The sequence below is a fragment of the Streptomyces smyrnaeus genome (assembly GCF_017676345.1).
Classification (GTDB): domain Bacteria; phylum Actinomycetota; class Actinomycetes; order Streptomycetales; family Streptomycetaceae; genus Streptomyces; species Streptomyces smyrnaeus.
Genome location: NZ_JAFFZM010000001.1, coordinates 104,176 through 122,616 on the forward strand (window position 1 = coordinate 104,176; position 18,441 = coordinate 122,616).

14 protein-coding genes are annotated in these 18,441 nt (G+C 72.7%); 4 read left to right on the plus strand and 10 right to left on the minus strand.

Translation table 11 applies throughout. The features are described 5' to 3' along the window. Window positions 1–13: 13 nt before the first annotated feature. Window positions 14–550 carry a putative immunity protein gene (locus JW613_RS00495; protein WP_359232215.1) on the minus strand — a complete coding sequence of 179 codons (537 nt, stop codon included), beginning with the start codon at window positions 548–550 and terminating at the stop codon, window positions 14–16. Window positions 551–642: 92 nt separating this feature from the next. After that, window positions 643–1,242, minus strand: a complete 600-nt coding sequence (locus JW613_RS00500) for a CGNR zinc finger domain-containing protein (protein WP_099885568.1) — start codon at window positions 1,240–1,242, stop codon at window positions 643–645. A gap of 102 nt (window positions 1,243–1,344) precedes the next feature. Between JW613_RS00500 and JW613_RS00505 the strand changes: the two genes are divergently transcribed. Next, on the plus strand, window positions 1,345–2,118 hold the full coding sequence (locus JW613_RS00505; protein WP_372447874.1) for an MBL fold metallo-hydrolase: 774 nt from the start codon (window positions 1,345–1,347) through the stop codon (window positions 2,116–2,118). A 322-nt stretch (window positions 2,119–2,440) separates the two neighbouring features. Here the strand turns inward: JW613_RS00505 and JW613_RS00510 are convergent, their stop codons facing one another. Further along, window positions 2,441–2,869 (minus strand): pyridoxamine 5'-phosphate oxidase family protein, encoded by a 429-nt coding sequence (locus JW613_RS00510; RefSeq protein WP_209208694.1) that lies wholly within the window; start codon window positions 2,867–2,869, stop codon window positions 2,441–2,443. A 199-nt stretch (window positions 2,870–3,068) separates the two neighbouring features. On the opposite strand from JW613_RS00510, the gene JW613_RS00515 reads away from it, so the two are divergent. Further along, window positions 3,069–4,115, plus strand: a complete 1,047-nt coding sequence (locus tag JW613_RS00515) for an AraC family transcriptional regulator (RefSeq protein ID WP_307865732.1) — start codon at window positions 3,069–3,071, stop codon at window positions 4,113–4,115. Window positions 4,116–4,187: 72 nt separating this feature from the next. Here JW613_RS00515 and JW613_RS00520 read toward each other — a convergent pair whose 3' ends face one another. The 6 genes from JW613_RS00520 to JW613_RS00545 form a co-directional block, all read right to left on the minus strand. Next, window positions 4,188–5,579 carry a lanthionine synthetase C family protein gene (locus JW613_RS00520; protein WP_209208695.1) on the minus strand — a complete coding sequence of 464 codons (1,392 nt, stop codon included), beginning with the start codon at window positions 5,577–5,579 and terminating at the stop codon, window positions 4,188–4,190. Beyond that, window positions 5,536–6,768, minus strand: a complete 1,233-nt coding sequence (locus JW613_RS00525; protein WP_245224745.1) for a JmjC domain-containing protein — start codon at window positions 6,766–6,768, stop codon at window positions 5,536–5,538. The genes JW613_RS00520 and JW613_RS00525 overlap by 44 nt, the downstream gene beginning before the upstream one ends. Beyond that, the gene (locus tag JW613_RS00530) at window positions 6,765–8,039 is read right to left on the minus strand and encodes a hypothetical protein (protein WP_209208696.1); all 1,275 of its coding nucleotides are present in this window, start codon (window positions 8,037–8,039) and stop codon (window positions 6,765–6,767) included. The genes JW613_RS00525 and JW613_RS00530 overlap by 4 nt, the downstream gene beginning before the upstream one ends. After that, on the minus strand, window positions 8,036–10,483 hold the full coding sequence (locus tag JW613_RS00535; protein WP_372447875.1) for a DUF6624 domain-containing protein: 2,448 nt from the start codon (window positions 10,481–10,483) through the stop codon (window positions 8,036–8,038). The genes JW613_RS00530 and JW613_RS00535 overlap by 4 nt, the downstream gene beginning before the upstream one ends. A gap of 80 nt (window positions 10,484–10,563) precedes the next feature. Beyond that, window positions 10,564–10,731 carry a hypothetical protein gene (locus JW613_RS00540; RefSeq protein ID WP_209208697.1) on the minus strand — a complete coding sequence of 56 codons (168 nt, stop codon included), beginning with the start codon at window positions 10,729–10,731 and terminating at the stop codon, window positions 10,564–10,566. Window positions 10,732–10,953: 222 nt separating this feature from the next. Then, window positions 10,954–11,280 carry a TfoX/Sxy family protein gene (locus JW613_RS00545; RefSeq protein WP_209208698.1) on the minus strand — a complete coding sequence of 109 codons (327 nt, stop codon included), beginning with the start codon at window positions 11,278–11,280 and terminating at the stop codon, window positions 10,954–10,956. Between the two features lie 256 nt (window positions 11,281–11,536). Here JW613_RS00545 and putP point away from each other — a divergent pair, with 256 nt between their 5' ends. Together putP and JW613_RS00555 are read left to right on the plus strand one after the other, a co-directional pair. Continuing rightward, window positions 11,537–13,147, plus strand: coding sequence for a sodium/proline symporter PutP (gene putP / locus JW613_RS00550; protein WP_245224746.1), 1,611 nt, complete (start codon window positions 11,537–11,539; stop codon window positions 13,145–13,147). A gap of 174 nt (window positions 13,148–13,321) precedes the next feature. Continuing rightward, window positions 13,322–14,224: a hypothetical protein gene (locus tag JW613_RS00555; protein WP_209208700.1), complete on the plus strand. Its 903-nt coding sequence runs from the start codon at window positions 13,322–13,324 to the stop codon at window positions 14,222–14,224. Window positions 14,225–14,282: 58 nt separating this feature from the next. Here JW613_RS00555 and JW613_RS00560 read toward each other — a convergent pair whose 3' ends face one another. Continuing rightward, complete coding sequence (locus tag JW613_RS00560; RefSeq protein ID WP_209208701.1) at window positions 14,283–18,230, minus strand: nSTAND1 domain-containing NTPase; 3,948 nt, start codon at window positions 18,228–18,230, stop codon at window positions 14,283–14,285. Window positions 18,231–18,441: the final 211 nt, after the last annotated feature.

An 18,441-nucleotide genomic window follows, 5' to 3' on the forward strand; every position in this document is an offset into this window, starting at 1 on the left:
AGAAGGGGCTGCGCTACGGCGTGCGCAGTGAGCTGTCCAGGGCCTTCATGAGGTGCGCGGCGCGGCTCCTACCGGTGGGCGCGAGGGGATAGCGGCCGAGAACGTCGATCAGCACGGGCGTGGCACGCTGCCGCGCTTGCTGGATCAGCGCGTCACCGACGGCCGGGTCGTCACCCGCACGCAGCTCGGCCGCCCGCGCCGCGCTCGCGGTCGCGCGCAGGATGTGGCCGACCTGGGTGGCCTTCGCGAGAGGGTGCAGATACGCGGCGGAGGCCGCGTCGCCCGCAGCGCGCGCGGCGTGCCTGGCGGCCTCGCTGTCCGCGGCTTTCGCCGCGCGGTGCGCGTCCAGCGAGGCGACGCGCTGCAGCTTGGTGCGTGGAGCGCCGTTCGCGAAGGTCCATGCGGCTTCCACTGCAGTGCGGGGCCGGGTGTCTTCAGGGTGAGCAGCCTCGAAGATCGCGAGGACCTCCTGCGCACTCTCGACCGCGTAGCGGGCCACGACCCGCAGTTCGTCCAAGGTCAACTCGAAATCGCCCGCTCCGATCGCCACGCGCTCCATTGTGGCCGCTGCGCCGACGGCCGACGACCGTGGGGCCGGTCCCGGTCGGTTCCGGCAGCGGTTCCCGCTCGAACCGCCCGGGGTCAATCCGTTCCGGGTCGGGTGCGGCGGGCGTAGGCGCGGGCGGCACGGGCGCGGTCTCCGCAGCGGGTGGAGCACCAGTGGCGGCGACCGTGGCGGAGCAGATAGCGGTTGCAGGGCGGGGAGCCGCAGGCGGTGAGGCGTTCGGCGTCGGGGCCGGTGAGCAGGTCGGCGGCGTCGGCGGCGAGGGTCGCCAGGGCGTGGTCGACGATGGCGGTGGTGGGGTGGGGGGTGGCGCGGTAGGGGCCGGTCTTCTCGTCCCAGTGCAGCAGTGGGGCCGTGGGGACGCGGGTCATCGCGTCGTTGATGGCGGCGACGGCCGCGGGGAGGGCGGGGAGTCCGGCGGCGCGGGAGGCGAACAGCGACCTGATCTGTTCGCGCAGCGAGCGCAGTTGCGTCGCACACATCTCCTGCATGGCGACGTCGACCGGAGCGAGACCCCGCTCGGTCAGCCAGCGGTTCGCCTGGGCGGGCGTTCCCAGGAGGTCGACCGTACGTCCGCCCGGCATCGCGATCGTGCTGTTGGCGAGCGCGAGGGAGGGGTGCTCCTCCTCGCCCTGGACGGGGGGCGGAGCGGGCTCTGCCATCGGGACCTCCTTCATGACTCTCATGGTACGGGTTGCGCATATCCATGAGAAGCATCTACCTTCGATCTCACGGTTCAACCACATCTATCCGTGAGGTTTCCTGTGTCTTCTGCTCCCGTGACGACCGACCGGTTCCCGGTCCGGGCCCTCGGCGGCCCGACCGCCGTCTTCGACTACGGCGGCCTGCGCTTTTTGACCGACCCGACCTTCGACGACCCGGGCGACTACCCGACGACCGGCCGCGGCCTGGTCAAGACCGCCCCCTCCACCACCACCCCGGCCGACCTCGGCCCGGTCGATGTGGTTCTGCTCTCGCACGACGAGCACCCCGACAACCTCGACACCTCCGGCCGCGTCCTGCTCGCCGACGTCCCGCTCACCCTCACCACCCCCGGCGGCGGACAGCGCCTCGGGGAGAAGGCCAAGGGGCTGGCCGACTGGGAGTCCGTCGAACTCAGCCGTCCCGACGGCGGCACGGTGACCGTGACCGGCGTCCCCGCCCTGCACGGCCCCGGCACGCGCGAGGAGGTCGAGGCGGTCACCGGACAGGTCGTCGGTTTCGTCCTCACCGCGGAGGACCTGCCCACCGTCTACATCAGCGGCGACAACGCCTCCCTGGACCTGGTCCGGGAGATCGCCGAGCGGTTCGGCCCCGTCGACACCGCGATCCTCTTCGCCGGCGCCCCCCGCTTCGACGAACTCTTCTCCGGCGCCCTGATCGTTCTCGACAGCTCCCAGGCCGCCGAGGCCGCCCGGATCCTCGGCGCCCGCCGCGTCGTTCCCGTCCACTACAACAGCTGGGCGCACTTCACCGAGGGCCGCGACGAGCTGGCAGCCGCCTTCAGCGCTGCCGGACTGGCCGACCGGCTGGAGTGGGGCGACCACTCCTGAGCCGACCGGCAGGGCACCCGGCGCCGGCAAGTCCGCATGCCCGCCTCCCGGTCGACGGAGGCGGGCACGCGGCGGAGAATCTGCCGCCGGACGGCCTGGGAACCCTGCCGCTGCCCGCTGTCGCCCTCCTCATGAGCGCGTGGGGCCATGTGCACGGCCGCGTCGTCCTGGAGGTGTTCGGACACACCCCTTCCTCGGTAGCCACCAGGCCGAGACCTTCCGCATGGCGACGCGGAATGTGCTGGGGGACGTCCACCGTCGGATTCCCGCCTTCCGACGGGGCTCGCCCCTGCCCGCCCGGCCGAAGGGATGGTCGCGGGGGTCAGTTCATGTAGCGGCTCACGGCCTCCGGGTGGAGGACGAGACGGACCTGGTCCGCGGCCAGCATCCCGGCGAGGTCGTCGGCGCGGGCCGGATCGTCGAGGTTCCAGTAGCGGGCGGCCAGCCGGGCGCACAGCTCGTGTGCTCCGTCGGGTTCCACCGTGACCCGGCCGGCGATCGACAGCCAGCGCTCGCGCTCACCCACCGGGGCGGCGACGACGATCGAGGCGCGGGGGTCGCGGCGCAGTCGCCGCACCTTGAGCGAGTCCGGGGCCGTGAACAGCTGGATCGTCCCCTCGTCGGTGGCCTCGAACCACACCGGTCGGGGCTGTGGGGGCAGTGGCCCGGCGGCCACGGTCAGGAAGCCGTGCAGGGGGCGTCGCAGGAATGCGAGGTCCTGGGTGGTCAGCGCATCGGTGCCGGTACTCATCACAGCCTTTCCGGTAGGCGAGGGGAAGGGTGCCGAGGCCGTCGCACGGGAAGCGTTCCCGAGGTCGGCCGGGCTCCCGCTGCGGGATTGCCGTTGTTCGTGACATCGACAGTTCGCGACACCGATTGAACACGGCCGACCAGGACGAACCCATAGGTGAGAAGCCGGATCGCCTGCGTATTCGTCTAACCTCGCTGAGGTGGACGTGTTCAGTGATCTGATCCGCGGGGTGCGGGCCCACGGCTCGTTGTTCGGCAGTTCGACCCTCTCCCCGCCCTGGGCACTGCACTTCGTGGACGGCGCGCCGCTGACCCTGTGCACCGTCCTCACCGGAGCCGGCTGGATCGTGCCGGAGCACCGCCCGCCCGAGCCGCTTCGCGCCCGCGAGACGATCGTGGTGCGCGGCCCCGCGACGTTCACCTTCGTCGACGAGGTCGGCACCCGTGCCGAACCGATCGCGTGCGGCGAGCACTGTGCGACTCCCGAACAGGGCGGGACCCGGCACCGGCGCGGCTGGGCCGACCACGGCGACGCCGGGGACGGCCATGATCACGGTGCGACGACGCTGATCGTCGGCGCCTATCCGGTGCGCGGCGAGATCAGCCGCCGACTGCTGGACGCGCTGCCCGTCGTGCTGCGGGTGGACGCCGGGGGGACGGCCGACGCCGTGCTGGACCACCTCGCCGCCGAGGTCGGCGTCGACACACCTGGCCAGCAGGTGGTGCTCGACCGGCTGTTGGACTGGATGCTGGTCTGCACGCTGCGCGAGTGGTTCGACCGGCCCGGCGGCGGGCCCCCGGCCTGGTGGGCCGCCCAGCGGGATCCGGTGGTCGGCGACGCGCTGCGCCTGCTGCACGCCGAACCGGCTGCGCCATGGACGGTCGCCTCGCTGGCCGAGCGCACCGGGGTGTCCCGTTCGACGCTGGCCAAGCGGTTCACCGACCTGGTGGGCGAACCGCCGCTGACCTACCTCACCCGCTGGCGTATGACGCTCGCGGCGGACCTCCTGGTCGAGCGGGAGAGCGCGACCGTCGCGGACATCGCCCGCACCGTGGGTTACGCGGACCCGTTCGGGTTCAGCGCGGCGTTCAAACGGGTACGAGGGGCCAACCCGAGCGAGTTCCGGCGCACCGCGACCACTGCCTCTCCGGCGGCCGGGCGGCACGTCGCCCTGCCGACTCGGACGGCTCGGACGGCTCGGACGGCTCGGACGGCTCGGACGGCTCGGACGGCTGAACAAGGGTGAGTCAGCCGTCGAGGCACCCGGTTCGTCTCCCTCGCAGGACGGCTGCGACATGAACCCCCTCGGCCGCACCCGTCAGTTCAGCAGCAAAGCACTGTCCCAGGACGTCGCCGGAGCGCTCCCCGAGGCGTAGGTGTGGAGGGCGAGGGCGATGCCTGCGGACCCTTCCAGGAAGCCGGGGCGGTCCAGAGCGCGTCGTGCGAGCACATGGCGGTACCGGTAGCCGAACGGTGCCTCGGGCTCGAAACCGGCCAGCACCCGCTCGGCCAACCGGTCGGCGACGGCGTGGTAGCCCGGGTCGGCGGTGTCGTGGGCCATCCGCAGCACGATCTGCAGCAGCCCCGCCCAGCCGTGGCACAGCGCGGAGTCGTGGATCAGCTCGTCGCTCGCCGCGCTCAGCGCACCTTGGAGGGCGGCACGCGCGTCGGCGCGCCAGTCCGCACGGTCCAGGGCGGCGCCGGCCAGGTGCACGGCACGCGCCGCGCCTGCGGCGCCGTAGCACCACGAGTCCCGTCCGCGTTCCGGCGGTTCCCCGCTCCTGAGGTGGGCCGTGTCGACCAGGTGGGGCCAGCGGGGGCCGGCCTCGTCGGTGGTGCGCCAGCGGGACAGCAGCGCCATGATCCGCTCGATGGCCTCGTCCTGACGGTCCACCCGGAATCCGGCCCGCCAGGCGACGGAGAGAAGTGCGAGGGGACCGCAGACACCGTGTGCGAGGCCGAAGTTGACGTGCTCGACCAGCCCGTGTTCGAGGCCGTCGGTGACCCACCAGGCGGGCAGCCGGTCGCCGTCGCGTGTGACGTCGTCGGCGGTCGCCGCGGCGACCAGCGATTCGAGCACATCGGTCAGCGCGAGACCCGCTGTCCGCCGTGCCGCGGGCTCGGCCGCCGACTCGTGGCGGGCCAGCAGATAGCGGCCGATTCCGGCGGTGCCGCCGAGGACGTCGTAGCAGTTCCAGCTGCTGACCGGTTCTCCGGCACGTAGCCGTGCCTGGTCGGCCCGCGCGCGCTCCCGCACGTGGTCGGTGATGTGCCGGTCCAGTCCGGCCAGCATCGTGGCGTAGCCGCCGAATCCGGTGGCCGCGGTCTGCCCGGCGAACGCGAGCGCGACCATGCCGGCGAACAGCGACTGCGGCAGCAGCCGGATGCCGCTGCCGAGGGCCGTGGACAGATGGGCGTGGGCCCGCCCGCGCAGCCGGGGTTCCCCGGTGGCCAACTCCGCGTACAGCAGGGCGACTCCGGGGTGGCCGTCGGACAGCAGCAGCGGGTCCCACACCGGTCGGGGGCTGCCCGGATAGTGCATGAGGTTGTCGGGCGCGCCCGCGACCTCGGCCACCCGGTCCGGCTCCGCCAGCCGGTCGGCGAGCTCGGCGACGGTCCGAGCGGCCGCCTCCCGATGGGCCGGTGCCGGGTCGGTCGGTGTTCGGTCAGTCGGTGTTCGGCCAGTCGGTGTCGGTGCGGGTGACGGCACGGAAGCTCTCCAATTCCTGCAACAGCGCGCGGACCTCGGCGCGCTGCGGCACGGGCAGTTCACCGACGCGCACCACCTCACCGGCGTTCAGCCGGTCCAGCACCGCGAGGGCCGCGGCGGTGGCCGTACGGGACGAGACGTTGCCGTTCGCGGCGTACCTGCGGGCACCGTCGCCGGGCGCGACCGACAGGGGCGCGCACCCGCGGACGGGGGTGTCGTCGTCGAGCGGGCGAAGTGCGGCCGGCGGCCGGGTCGGCCAGAAACCGCCGGCGGTGCGGACCCGCAGCGCCAGACCGGTGGCCCGGTCGGAGAACCGCTGCGGGTCGAGACACTCCCCGAAGGCGTCCACGGCGTCGGCCAGGGCCGTGGGCAGCTCGCCGGACAACTGCCCGTCAGGTCCGGCGTCCTGGGTGAACAACGGGGCCGACACCGCCGGCTCGGTGCCCCGGAACAGGTCCTTGATCTCGTAGTACGGCCGGTGTTCACGGCGGGGAATCCCCACGTTGACGGTGGTCGCCGGTGTGTCGCCGCCGTCGCTCTCCCCGACGTGGTAATAGCGCGACGGCCAGTACAGCAGATCGCCCGGTTCGACCTCGGCGACGAACGAGGACGCCAGGTACGGCTGGTAGTCCAGCACCGTGTGCACCGGGTCCGACCACGGGCGCTCGGCCCAGAACCGCATCCGTTTGGTGCCGCGCACACAGAACATGAAGGTGGCGAAGCGGTCCTGGTGCACGCCGACCGGACTGTGCTCGTAGGAGCCGTGGAACATGGTGGAGCCCGCGGTGTGCGTCGGCTGTCCGACCCGCTCCCAAAGGCCGGCGTAGAACCGCTGCGCGCGTGTCCACAGTGGATGGGAGAACGCGTGGAAGCGGTGCACCACCAGGGCGTACCGCTGGCCGTGCAGCCGGTCGGCCATGCGTCGCTCGTACCCGTCGAACGAGCGGTCCGAGGCCTCCGGCAGGTAGTCGCGGGGCCGGGTCTGCTGCCGCCGCTCCACGAGGAACTGCAGATTCCCCGGTACCGCCAGTGGATGCGGCGGCCGGCTGCCCAGCACGGCGGCCTCGAACACCTCCGGCTCGGCGAACGGCACAGCGTCGAGCCCCTTGTACAGCACGGGCTCCCGGTCCCAGAACCGGTCGACGAAGGTGTCCCAGTCGAAGGACTTCTCGATCGTCGGCGTCATCATGTCGGCTCCTCGACCACGTCGATGCCGCGCAACCGGTAGAGCTTGTCCAGCAACGCGAGTGCGCTCGCGTCGTTCCCGGCGGCGGTGCCGGTGCCGGCTGCGATGGCGCGGCACACCTCGGCGACGCCGACCACCCCGCCGTCGCCGAGTGCGGTCAGCACCCGGTCGCTCGCGGCTGCCGGCAGGGTGAAGACGTTGCCGTTGACCGCCCACACCTCGCGCTCGGGCCCGTCGGGCATCCGGACGATCTCGGCGGACCGGCGAACCCGGGTCCGCCCGGTCATCGGGACTCCCTCGCGCGGCACCGGAATCGGTTCGAGACCGGCCGCCGAACGCAGCGCAGCCCAGCGGACCCGGAGCATTCTGCGCAACTGCTCGCCGCCCGCGACCGCACGCAGTTGGTCGCCGAGCGCGGTCAGGTGGGGCAGCACCCCGTCCGGCTCGTCGATGCGGGATCCGGGGCCGAACGGAAAGTACGGCACGGTCTCGTCGTTGCCCTGCCGACCGTGCACCAGGTCGGCGAGCAGATCCCGCAGCGCGGTGAACGGCAGCCGCGGGTCGACCGGGATCCGCAGCCGCAGCGCCACACACCGCTCTCGGTAGGTGTCCACATGCCGCTGATCGCCCGGCCAGTACAGCAGCTCTCCGGCGTCGGCGCTCATGGTCCGCACCCCGTCCAGGTCCCGGCCCGGGTCGGCGAGCACGGCCGGTGGTGGGCCGCCGCTCTCGTCCCACAGCCGCACATCCATCCGCCCGTGCAGCACCCAGGTCAGCGCCGCGTGGGTCGGGGCCTCGGTCGCGCCGACGTGCTGGGTGAACCGGTCGCCGATCAGCACCTCGGCGACCACCGGGAGGTTCGGCCAGCCGACCGTCTGCCACAGTCCGCGGATCGCGGCACGCACGGCCGACCACAGCGCGAAGTCCAGCAGCAGCGGCTGCCGTACGGTGAGCAGATAGCCCTGCCCGCACACGTCGGCGTCGAGCCGGTCGAGGTAGTCGTCCAAGGTCCGGTCGGTGGTGTCCGGCAGCTTTTCGCCCGGCGCACGCAGCCAGCCGTCCCCCACCAGGAACCGGACGTCGGGCATGACCCAGAACCTGGTGCCGGCGCGGAACGGGGCGCACGACTGAACGGTCAGCGCGTGGATCCGGTCGAGGGCGACCGGTGGCCGGGCACGCAGCCGGGCAGGCCGCCTGTCCCAGTACTGCTGCGCGAACAGCGCCCAGTCGATGTCGCCGGGCGCCTGCCGCACCTGGGTTGCCGGTGTGGTCACGATGCTTCCCTCCCCGCCAGGGGAAAACGCGAGCGGATCCGTTCCGTGTGCTCCGCCAGCGGCTCCATGCCCATCGCGGCGCGCCTGCGGTCCACGCCGTCCGGCTCCTCGATCGGGCACGGCACCAGCTCTCCGGCCACGGGCTCGAACTTGGTGCCGTACACCTGGGGGCGTCCTTCGGCCAGGCGCAGCTCGTCGGTCAGATACGCGACCTCACGCCAGGGAAGGTCGCCGCCGGCTGCTGCCTGCCGCATCAGCTCCAGGCAGTGCCGGCGGAAGTCCAGGTGCTCTCTGGCGTGCTGCACCAGCCGGCTCGCCGCCGCGGCTGCCGCCGCGCCGACCATCGTGCGACCGGGCCACCCGTGGTCGGCCACGACCTCGGACAGCCACGCGATGCCGGCGTCGGTCAGGGTCCGCAGGCGGCGCTCGGCGGCGGCGTCGACCATGCCGCCGTCCGCCCACGGCATGCGGATGGCGCCGTCGAGCCGATCCAGCCGCAGCAGCCGGCGCCGGATCTCCCCGGCGGGCGCCGGCTCGGCCGGGACCTCGGGCGCGTCCACCGCGTCGATGCGCAGCCGTACCTTCTCCCGGTTCCAGATGTAGGTGACCCGCCTGCCCACCTGAGGCCAGTCGAAGCCGACCTGCCCCTCGGCGGGGCTCTGCAGGTGCAGCCGCACGCCCAGCGACTCGTCGGTGACGACATGCTCGGTCACATCGTCGAACACGTGCTCCACCGCGTCGCGCAGGGCGACTCCGAGCCCCGCGAGTTCGAGGTTCGCGCCCTCGATGAGCTCCGGCAGCGGGGGCCAGCCGCCCTCGGGCTCCGGCCGGGCGGCGACCCGGGCCGTCTCGAACGGCAGCGGCGGCGGCTCGACCCGTAGCACCGGGCCGCCCCGCAGCGGGCGGACGAAGTAGGGCACGTCCATGCGCCGCAGCTGGTCGAGTTCCGCACGGTCGAAGTGGACGTCGGGCTCGGCCGGCGCAGGTGCGGCGCCGCCACCGGACAGCCATCGTGGCACCAGCGAGTCGTAGTACCTGTACGTGGGCTGCCGCAGCACCCGGACGTAGTGGCCGGCGGTGGCGGTCGACAGGAACCGCCGGATCGCCGGGCGCTGCCGGCACATCAGGGTCCAGGCGTCGAACATCCCGCGCAGCATCGCCGGCAGGTAGTGGCCGTACCCGGCCCGTCCTTCGGTGTCCGCGACGACCGTCCTGGTCTCTTCCCTGGTGCAGGACCGACGGCGGCGGTACAGCCGCAGCGTTCCGGACGGCTCCGCACGCCAGCACACCGGCGGCCCCTCGGCGCTGCACCAGCGCGGAGTGCTCTCCAGGCCGACGTGGTGCTGGTCGACCTCGGCGGTCGGGTCGTACAGCAGTCCGGTGTCGTAGAGCCGGGGAACCCGGCAGAAGTAGATCTCCAGATCGATGGGGTACAGCAGCGGTTCGCGCTCGCCGGGCCGGCTTCCGGTCACCAGGTTGCCGCCGATCATGTCGCTGATCCCGAAGGCGAACATCGCGGCGGCCAGCGAGCCGGTACGGTGCCAGAACCGCGCCGCCTGGGTCGGGCTCAGCCGGGTGCCGGTCAGCGACCACGGCCCGGACGTACGGATCGGCCCCCACTGTGCCGGCGGCTCGATCCACTCCTGCCACAGGTAGCCGGGCTCGGCGCCGGACCAGCACGAGAGCACCGGGAGCCGGACCTCGCCGGAGGCGGCGGGCGCGTCGTTGAGCAGGCCGAACACCGATGTCGGCGCGCCGTCTTTCCCGCACGCCGTGAACAGCAGCTCTCCGGAGGCCGGGCGTGGCTTGTACGCGACCCGACCGCCGCCCGCGCAATCCAGCCGCAACACCCGTTGGCGACCGTTGTGGGTCTCCTCGCCGTGGGACCACAAGCCGACGACCGGGCCGCGGAACGCGGGGTTCTCGGGCCAGCAGGTGCGCATGTCCCGTTGCAACCGGTCGAGGAAGAGCGTAAGGAACGCCTCACAGCGAGCCGCCCACTCCGGCACCCGCTCGCGGGCGTAGTGCGCTCGTCCGGTCGCGCACGCCACGAACGCCTCGGACACCACGGGCCCGAAGACCTCGGCGTTGGTGACGTCCAGCACTCCGGCCGCGATGACCGCCGAGCAGCGCCGCTCGGCGGAGACGCACCACTCGTCCAGCCGTTCCCACAGCGCCAGCAGCGGTGCGAACCGCCGTCCTCGGAGCGCGTGCGCGAGCAGCCGCGCGTCCGCCTCACCACCGAGCAGCCGGTCGACGCCGATCGTACCCTCGGGTCCGGCCGTGACGACCGGTGGGAACAGCCCGCCCGCTGTGCCCTCGCGGACCGCGGCGATCACCCGCCGCGCCGCCGGCGGAAGTGCGGCGGTGACGTCCTGCTCGGCGTCGCCGGTTGGTGCGCGCATCTCCCACAGCGGCTCGATGTCCGCTGCCGCATCCGACAAGTCCGCCCTCCCGACTCGTTGCCGCGGGGCGCGAGGCCCCTCCGGGTGGCGCCGTCGTCAGCGGCACCACCCGGCACGCATCAGCAGCAGTAGATGCCCGCGCACGTTCCGCACGCGGTACCGCTTCCCGAGTTGGTCGGTGACGCGAGTGGCGGAATTTCCTGTTCAAGATCGCCGATCACGAGGTCGAACACCTCGTCGGCGCTCTTTTCCGACTCGATCCGGCCTTTTTCTTCGACAGCCTGCATGAACACCCTCCTCCCCCACTGGGTAACGAATCCGCCATTCAGTAGAACTGGGCGGTATGACCATGTCAACAGAGCGTCATTGATCGATTCTGATCGCTCTTGCCGGTAATACCGAGGCGGAGCCTGCCGAGTTCGGGGCGATTCTGCTCGAAGTGCTGAGTGTCAATGGTCGTTTCCGAACGGTCGGCGGTTACGGGGACCAGCGCGGGACGTACGGCCCGCTCATTCGGCGGGCAGCGTCGCGGTGTACGTCAGCGCGGTCGTGATCCAGTGGCCCAACGCGGCGTCGTCGAGCGTCTCCCCGGCCGCGCGCACCCAACCGCGCATCGTCCGCGAGCCCATCACGGCGGGGCGCGCACCGGACCGGGCCAGTGCGTCCCGCACCCGTTCGGGACCGACCCGTACCAGCAGATCATCGCCGCTCACCGCGACCACGAGCCTCCCCTGCGAGAGGAAGGACAGCCCTCCGAACATCCGCTTCTCGGCGACGGCTGTCTCGTCCCCCAGCCGCTCACGCACCCGCTCCGCCAGCACCTCGTCATAGGCCATGGGCGGCAGCCTACGGCGACGTGCGCGGCCCGCGGCTTCCGTCGGCCCCGGCCACCCTCGTGACCGAGCTGCGGCTTCATCACGATCCGGAACCGATCAGGGCCTTCGGCGGCTGATGCTCTCGCCAGTGCGCGCCGCGTCTTCTTAAGCTCCAGCCCCTCCTGCCGAAAGCGTGGCCACTTCTCGTACTCGGCATGTGCAAAGGTCGTTTCTGCAACACGGGGAGTAATACATGTTCGCCCTGACCGTCCCAGTCATGATCACATTCGGAGTCTTTCTGATTGCGATGGTCATGGTCGGCATCGTGACGCATGAGGAAACGACCACGTTCGACGACTTCACCGTCGGCAGCCGAAAGCTCACGGCCCCGGCGGCCGCCCTGTCCGCCGGAGCCGCCGACATGTCCGGCTGGCTGTTCCTGGGCCTGCCGGGCGCCGTCTACATGGCCGGGATCGGTGCCACCTGGATCGCCGTCGGCCTGATCGTCGGCACGTACCTCAACTGGCGCCTCGTCGCCCCACGCCTGCGCGTCTACACCGAACGGGTCGGTGCCGTGACCCTGCCGTCGTATCTGGAGGAGCGGTTCGAGGACCGGAGCAGGGTGATCCGGCTGCTGTCGGCCACCGTCACGGTCGTGTTCTTCACCGTCTACGTCGCCAGCGGGCTGCTCGCCTGCGGACTGCTGGCCGACGAGATCTTCGGCGCCGGCTTCGAGTTGGGACTCACCGTCTTCGCCGTCGTGATCGTCATCTACACCATCCTCGGCGGCTTCCGGGCCCTGAGCGTCAGCCACTCCATACAGGGCACGCTGATGGTGCTCACGGCAGTCGCCCTGCCCGCGATCACCCTGTGGCAGCTCGGCGGTTTCGGCGCACTGCACAGCCAGCTCGACGCCGTGACCCCGGCACTGCTCGACCCGGGAGCCGAGGCCTCCTTCGCCGACAAGAAGTGGACGTCGGGCGAACAGCTCGGAGCCGTCGGCATGATCTCGCTGCTCGCCTGGGGACTCGGCTACTTCGGCCAGCCCCACATCCTCACCCGCTTCATGAGCATCCGCAGCACCCGGGACATACCGCTGGCCCGTCGACTGGGCGTGGGCTGGGTGGTCATCGTCCTGGCGGGCGCGTCCCTCATCGGACTCACCGGGATCGCCGTCCTCGACAAGCCGCTCAAGAACCCGGAGATGGCGGTCATCGCGCTCTCCGCACAGCTGTCCTCCCCCTGGCTCGCGGGGGTCCTGCTGGTGGCCGTTCTGGCCGCGATCAAATCCACGGTCGACAGCCAACTGCTGGTCTCCGCCACCTCCCTCACCGAGGACCTCTACCGGGCGTTCCTCAACCGGCGGGCCTCCGACACCTCGCTGCTGCTGATCGGGCGGCTGAGCGTGCTGGCCGTCGCGCTGGTCGCCTATGTGATCGCACTGAGCGGCGGCGCCGTCCTCGACATCGTCGCGTACGCCTGGGCGGGATTCGGCGCGGCGTTCGGCCCGGTGATCCTCCTGTCGCTGTTCTGGCCGCGCATGACGGCGGCCGGCGCGAAGGCCGGAATGCTCACCGGTGCCCTCACCGTGCTGCTGTGGAAGCACATCGACCCGCTCCTGGGGCCGCTGGAGTCCGGCCTCTACGAGATGGTGCCCGGCGTGCTGGCCGCCACCGCGGCAGCCGTGGTCTTCGGCAGGTTCGTCGGACGCCCACCGACGCTCGACTGGAGCGACGTCGCCGAGGACGACACCCCTCAGGCCGCTGCGGTGCACAGCCAGGTCCCGTCGCCCCCGCAGAACCAGACCCCGTGGCCCCCGTACCCCTCGTCGCCGTGGACGGGCCAGGGGGACGGCCCGACGCCCACAGGCCGGCCCTCCGGCTGGTGAGGCACCGCCGGGGACGGCTCCGGTTCCACCGACACGGCGCCCGGCTGCCCGGACGCCAGGCGTTGTTCACGTCCACGGAACGGGTGTCCGAACAATCCGTACGGCGCTGAACTGGGCCTACGGTGCCGGCATCCGGGCCGCCGAGACGGGAGCAGCACGCAGAGAGGTCGTTGGATGTTCACAAGACAGAGCGTCGCCGTGGTGGCCGCCGGGCTGGCGCTGACCGTCGGCGGTTGCGGCGGGGCGGACGGCACGACGGACGCGTCGTCGGACAAGGGGTCGGACAAGAAGTCGGGAAAGCCCGCGCCGACACGGTCGCCGTCCAAGAAGCTGGTGAAGTGGGTCGGCGGCATGTGCGAGTCGACGGCCGCTCTCAAGACCGTCCGCAAACAGAGCGCGGCGGACCTGAAGGAGATCCGGAAGCCGGACGAGATCGGCCCGCCGGCCCAGCATCTCGCCGTCGGCTATCTCTCCCGGACTTCGCTGCCGGTGGAGGAGGCGGAACGCGACCTCGAGCGCCTCGCCCCGTCGGGCGTTCCCGCCGCCGACCGGCTGCGTGACGCCTGGCTGAAGAAGCTGAAGCGCGTCGTGCGCGAGCTCGACAAGGTGTCCCCGAGCGCGGCCTTCGACGATGCCGAGGGCAGCGCCGCGGGCGTCGACAAGCTCATCCAGTCCCTCACCCCGCCCGAGCCGGGTCTGCCCGCGCTGACGAAGAAGGACCCGCGGCTCGCGGCCGCGCACAAGCGTGCCGAACAGTGCGCCCCGGGCTGGAAGCCGGACAAGAAGACGCCCGCACCCGAGCCCTCCGGCCCGCTGCCGAAGGCGAAGGACGGCAAGAACACCGGTGCCTGTGCGGACGGCGAGTGCGAGATCCTGGTGACCTCCGCGGTGAACATCACGGCGAACGGGCTGAGTCTGCATGCCAGCGCGGAGGACGACTCCGTCACCTTCCGGTCGGCGGGCTCCGTGATGCGGTTGGGCGGCTCGGGCGGCGTGGCCAGGTTCGGCGACGACCTGACCATCACCGTCGTCGCCCAGAACGAGGACGGTGCGGTGCTGAAGTTCACCGCCCCCTGAGACCGCCGCACGCCACCGGACCGCTCGGGCCCGCGGCTGTCCGTCCGCGGGCGCGCTGCTAGCGCTTCTCGCACGCCTCCCGGTAGCCGAGTTCCGGCAGGTGTTCCTTCCACTCGGCACGGGTGAGGACGCCCTCGGTGCGGTCGCAGACGTAGTCCGCCGCGCGGTCCGCGTCCAGGGTCCACACCCGTGCCGTCAGGTCGTAACCGGCGGAGGCGAGGGCGTCGCCGTCCGGGCTGAACGCGACAGCGGTGACGGTGTCGACATGGCCGGTGAGCGGCCGGCCGACGGGCTCGGCACGGGCCGGGTCGGTCACGTTCCACAGACGGACCGTATGGTCGCTGCCGCCGGTTGCCAGCATCTTCCCGTCGGGCGCGAAGGCCACGGACCTGACCGGCCCTCGGTGCCCGGCCAGTTCCTTCCCCACGGGCCGCGCGCGGCCCGCTCGCCGTACGTCCCACAGCCGCACCGTACGGTCGCCGGCGGCGGTCGCCAGCGTCTTCCCGTCCGGGGCGAAGGCCACCGCGTTGACCGTGTGGTCGTGCCCGGTCAGGGCGGCGCCTGCCGACCGTGCCCGCGTCCGGTGACCCACGTGCCACAGCCGCGCCGTGTGGTCCTCGCTGCCGGTGGCCAGGGTGCGGCTGTCGGGGGCGAAGGCGAGGGAGGTGACGGTGTCCTTGTGGCCGCGCAGCCGGGTGCCCGTCGGCCGTACGCGGTGCGTCCCGCGTACGTCCCACAGCCGCACCGTGTCGTCGCCGCCGCCGGTGGCCAGCGTGCGGCCGTCCGGGGAGAAGGCGACGGCGAACGCGCCGCCGTCGTGCGCGTCCAGTGGTTCGCCGAGCGGCGCCGGGCGTGCGGGCGAGGAGACGTCCCACAGCCGTACGGTGCCGTCCTTCGAACCGCTGGCCACCGTGCGGCCGTCCGGGGAGAAGGCGACCGCCAGCACCTCGTCCTCGTGCCCCGACAACGTCCGCGCCACCCGGCGCGGACGGCCGGGCTCGTCCGTGTCCCACAGCCGGATCAGCGCGTCATCGGTACTGGCGGCGGCGAGCAGGCTGCCGTCGGGGCTGTAGGCGACGGCGGTCAGGGGGTTGGTGAAGTCGGTGAGGACGGTCGGCGGCAGGTGCCAGAGGCGAACGCTGTTGTCGGCTCCGGTGGTGGCGAGGGTGCGGCCGTCACGGCTGAAGGCCACCTCCCACACGGCCTCCGTGTGGCCGGCCAGCGGCTCTCCGAGCTGCTGCGGGTACTCGGGGTTGGCCACGTTCCACAGGATCGGCGAGTCGTCCTCGCCCGCGGTGGCCAGAGTGCTGCCGTCGGGGCTGAAGGCCACCGACATGACGGCGGCGGTGTGCCCGGTGAGCGGCTCGCCCAGCGGCCGGAGGCGGTCCGGGTCGGAGGCGTCCCACAGCCGTACGGTGTCGTCGAAGCCGGCCGTGGCCAGGGTGTCCCCGTCCGGGGAGAAGGCCAGCGTCCAGACGGAGGCGGTGTGTTCGCGCAGCGGCTTGCCGAGCGGTTCGATGCCGTCGTCCTTGCTGAACCTCCAATTCCGTACGGTTCCGTCGAAGCCGGCCGTGACCAGGGTGTCCCCGTCCGGTGCGAACGCGACGGCGCGGGCGCTGCCCTTCTCCGACCCGTCGGCCTCGGCCGACTCGCCGAGCGGCGCGGCATGGGCCGGGTCGCTCAGATCCCACAGCCGTACGGTCCCGTCGTCGCCGGTGGTGGCCAGCGTCCGACCGTCGGGGGCGAACGCGACGGAGGTGATGTTCTCCTCGCCGTGGCTCACCAGCGTCCGGCCGACAGCGCGGGGCCGCTCCCGGTCGCGTACGTTCCACAACCGGATGGCGCCGCCTTCCCCGGTGGCGACCAGCAGGTCGCTGTCCGACGGGGCGAAGGCGACCGCGCCGACCGATCCCGTACCCAGCCGCAGCGGTTCGCCCAGCGGCCTTCCCATGTCCCGGGGCCCGCCCGCGGCCCCCGACCGCGCGGCGGTGTCCCACAGCCGGACCTTGCCGTCGTGGCCGCCGCTGGCGAGGGTGCGGCCGTCGGGTGCGTACGCCACGGAGCTGCCGACACCGCCGTGGCCGGGCAACCGGGTGGCCAGCGCCCGGCCCGCGTCCGAGGCCAACCGGGTGCGCAGCTCCGCTGTGGAGCGCATGCGGTACGCGGCGACGTCGAGCCGGGCGGCCAGCCCGGCGCGGGTCTCGCGGACGCTGTCGGCCTCGGCGGTGAGGCGGGCGAACACGGCGTCGTCCCGTTCGGCCTGTGCGGTGGCGCGCGCCTGGAGGGCGACGACCGCGGTGCCGCCCGCGAGCAGCACGAGCGCGGCGAGTACGGCGGTGACCGTGCGGCGCAGTCGCACGGCGCGGTGCCGGCGGCGGAGCGAGGCGGTGAGGAACTGCCGCTCCGTGGGGGTGAGTTCGTCGCTGCGGCTGTCCTCGCGCTCGGCGCGTCGGACCACTGCGGTGCGGTGCGGCCGGGCGGCGTCCTGCGGGAAGGCGTCGCGGGCGGCGTCCAGCCGGGAACCCGCGTAGAGGGCGGCGCTCTCCCGGCCGAGTGCCTGCCAGGTGCGGGCCGCCTCGGAGAGCGAGCGGTGGACGCGCAGCCGGTCGCGTTCGGCGTCGATCCACTCGCGCAGCCGGGGCCAGGCGGTGATGAGGGCTTCGTGGGCGAGGTCGACGGTGCCGTCGTCGAAGGTGATGAGGCGGGCGCGGACCAGGCGGTCCAGCACGACCTGGGTGTCGGCGGGGTTGCCGAAGTCGAGCTCCGCGTGCGCGGTGGGGCGGCGGGTGTCGGTTGCCGCTCCCCCACGCTCCTGGCCCTGCCCGGGCAGCGGGGACCCGTGCCCGGGCGCGACGAGACGCAGCAGGATACGACGGGCCAATTCCGCCTGGGGCGCGGTGAGCTCGCCGTACACCTGCTCGGCCGTGCGGACGACGGCGCCGCGCAGCCCGCCGGCCGTCTCGAAGGCGGCCTCGGTCAGGGCGCGGCCGCTGCGGTGGCGCCAGGTCTCCAGCAGGGCGTGCGACATCAGCGGCAGCCCGCCCGGGGCGCCCTCGACCTCGTCCAGGAGGCGATGGGTCAAGGAGCGCTCGACGATGAGGCCGACCGCGGCGGCCGGGCGGACGATGGCCTCCCGCAGCTCCGCCCGGCTCATCGGCCCGGCGAGCAGTGTGGCGTGCTGCAACGCCGCGGTGAGGCCGGGGTGTTCGGCGCAGCGGCCGAGGAAGTCGGCTCGCACGGCGATGACGACGCGCAGCCTGCTGTCGGCGTCGGTGGCGGCGACCAGGCGGTCGACGAAGGCGTCCCGGTCGGCCGGGTCGGCGCCGAGGGTGTACAGCTCCTCGAACTGGTCGACGATCAGCCAGGTGTCGGCGTCGGTGTCGGGTACGGGCTGGAGCCGTTCGGCGTGCGTGCGCAGGGGGTCCGCGCCGGGTGTGAGGATCCGTACGGCCGCGGGGGTCGCGGCGCCGTCCTCCCCGCCTTCCCCGTCGCCAGCGCCGTTGCCGGCGGCGCGCAGCCGGGGGATCAGACCGGCGCGCAGCAGCGAGGACTTGCCGCTGCCGGAGGGGCCGAAGACGGCGGTGAAGCGGTGTTTGCGGTTCAGTTCGGTCAGCTGGTCGAGCAACTGGTCGCGGCCGAAGAAGAGTTCGGCGTCGCCCGGTTCGAACCGGGTCAGACCTCGGTACGGCGGCCGGGCGGTACCGTCGTCGGTGGCCTCCGCCGCCGACTCGGCCGATGCCTCGCGCCAGCGCCGCTCCCACTCGATCACGTCGCCGCCGCACGCCTTCACATAGGCGAGCATCACCGCGCGGGTGGGCAGCTGCTTCCCCGCCGCCGCCTGCGACAGGGTGGTCACCCCGTACCGCGCCCGCTGGGCCATCACCCGATAGGTGGGCTTCCCGGCGGACTCGCGCAGCGCGCGCAGTTCGGCGGCGAACCGTGGTACCGCTCCGGCCTCCGGATCCAGCTCGCCCTCGGTGCGCCCAGGTCCTGGTTGTCCCGACACGTGCCCGCCCCACCCCCGTTCGCCCGGTTGTCGCCGAGCCGGTACCCAGCGTGTCCGCCCGAGCGCGCGCCCACGGTAGGCAGTCGTGGGTCCGGCCGCAACCGAACGTCCGTTGCCTCACCGGACGCGGAACAGGCGTTCACACCCCCTTCACCGTTCCTCCCGGTCGGTCGTTCCCCCGGCCTCCACATTGTTCGGCGTCGGGAGAGGA

What these genes read in the sequence shown, in the direction of transcription:
- JW613_RS00500 (WP_099885568.1), bottom strand. Translation starts at nt 1,242, where the DNA reads ATGAAGGAGGTCCCGATGGCAGAGCCCGCTCCGCCCCCCGTCCAGGGC.
- JW613_RS00510 (WP_209208694.1), bottom strand. Translation starts at nt 2,869, where the DNA reads ATGAGTACCGGCACCGATGCGCTGACCACCCAGGACCTCGCATTCCTG.
- JW613_RS00525 (WP_245224745.1), bottom strand. Translation starts at nt 6,768, where the DNA reads ATGATGACGCCGACGATCGAGAAGTCCTTCGACTGGGACACCTTCGTC.
- JW613_RS00540 (WP_209208697.1), bottom strand. Translation starts at nt 10,731, where the DNA reads ATGCAGGCTGTCGAAGAAAAAGGCCGGATCGAGTCGGAAAAGAGCGCC.
- JW613_RS00545 (WP_209208698.1), bottom strand. Translation starts at nt 11,280, where the DNA reads ATGGCCTATGACGAGGTGCTGGCGGAGCGGGTGCGTGAGCGGCTGGGG.
- putP (WP_245224746.1), top strand. Translation starts at nt 11,537, where the DNA reads ATGATCACATTCGGAGTCTTTCTGATTGCGATGGTCATGGTCGGCATC.
- JW613_RS00555 (WP_209208700.1), top strand. Translation starts at nt 13,322, where the DNA reads ATGTTCACAAGACAGAGCGTCGCCGTGGTGGCCGCCGGGCTGGCGCTG.